Below are 1,054 nucleotides of genomic sequence, written 5' to 3'. Positions count from 1 at the left end.
ATCTATAATACTCGCATGAATCAATTCGTCAGTGATAATCGTATCGCCACGCTGCGGGATGCTCGATAATAGCCCTACATTGGCATCATAACCGGAATTAAAGATCAATCCACTTTCAGCCAGGTGAAAATCGGCAATAAACTGTTCGGTTTCTTCAATAAATGCGGTATTTCCGCTTAACAGTCGCGAACCACCAGCTCCGTTCAGGTAATTAGGGAGTGTGGCTATGGTATCGTCGATCAGTTTTTTTAATTCACTAGATCTAGCAAAACCTAAATAATCATTAGAACAAAAATCAAAAGGAGGAATGTTCGTCGATAAATTCCTGATCGAAAGGTTATCTTTTCGTTCCTGAAGTTTGCCGTTAAGAAACTGTTCAATTTTGCTCATCGGTCAAAAGTAAAAAAAGCGCCCCGAATAATCGGAACGCTTTCAAAAATATAATTAATTAATGTTTGAGCTATTTATCCTTGTGCAGGAGGATTAGAAACTACAGGTGCTTTGTCTTTTTTACCTCTTCCACCCATTCCTTTTCTCATTTTCTCACCCTTTTCTTTGGCTTCGGCGCGGAAAGCATCCATTTTGGTTTTTTGTTCAGCAGTTAAAATGTCATCTATTTTAGCTTTTTGCTCATCAATAGCGGCTTTGCGTTCTTTCATTTTGCCTTTCATATCGCCTTGATCAGCAGATCTCCAAGCCTCCATTTTCTTTGCGTTTTCCAATTCAATGGCGTAAATTTTGGTCTTTTGATCAGCGGTTAAGCTTAGCTGTTTCTCTAATCTGGCGGTAACCTTTTCTGCTCTTTGCTCGGCAGTCATTTTAGGCATTGCCCGTCTTACTCTCTTTGTAGTGTCTTGAGCAAATGCAGCGGTTAATCCCATTACTGCAATTGCTATTGTTAAAATTGCTTTTTTCATGTTCTGTTTTTTATGTGTTTGTTAAATGAATAGATACATAAAAACGCAAACGGTTTAATCGGGCCTTGTTAAAAAAAGTTAATTTTTATTTAATTGAGAGATTGACTTCTGCATTTGCGCCATCATCTGAGTCAAAG

2 protein-coding genes are annotated in these 1,054 nt (G+C 38.1%); both read right to left on the bottom strand.

The window, feature by feature from the left end:
• Positions 1 to 390: aminotransferase class I/II-fold pyridoxal phosphate-dependent enzyme (locus AC1DND_RS28445; RefSeq protein ID WP_477586273.1), on the bottom strand; the 390-nt coding region annotated here is incomplete at its 3' end.
• Positions 391 to 464: 74 nt separating this feature from the next.
• Complete coding sequence (locus AC1DND_RS28440; RefSeq protein ID WP_477586271.1) at positions 465 to 917, bottom strand: hypothetical protein; 453 nt, start codon at positions 915 to 917, stop codon at positions 465 to 467.
• Positions 918 to 1,054: the final 137 nt, after the last annotated feature.

Source organism: Pedobacter sp. 01N416 (assembly GCF_056399685.1).
The sequence above is the reverse complement of the archived record's forward strand: the minus strand, read 5'-3'. Positions and strand labels throughout refer to the sequence as shown.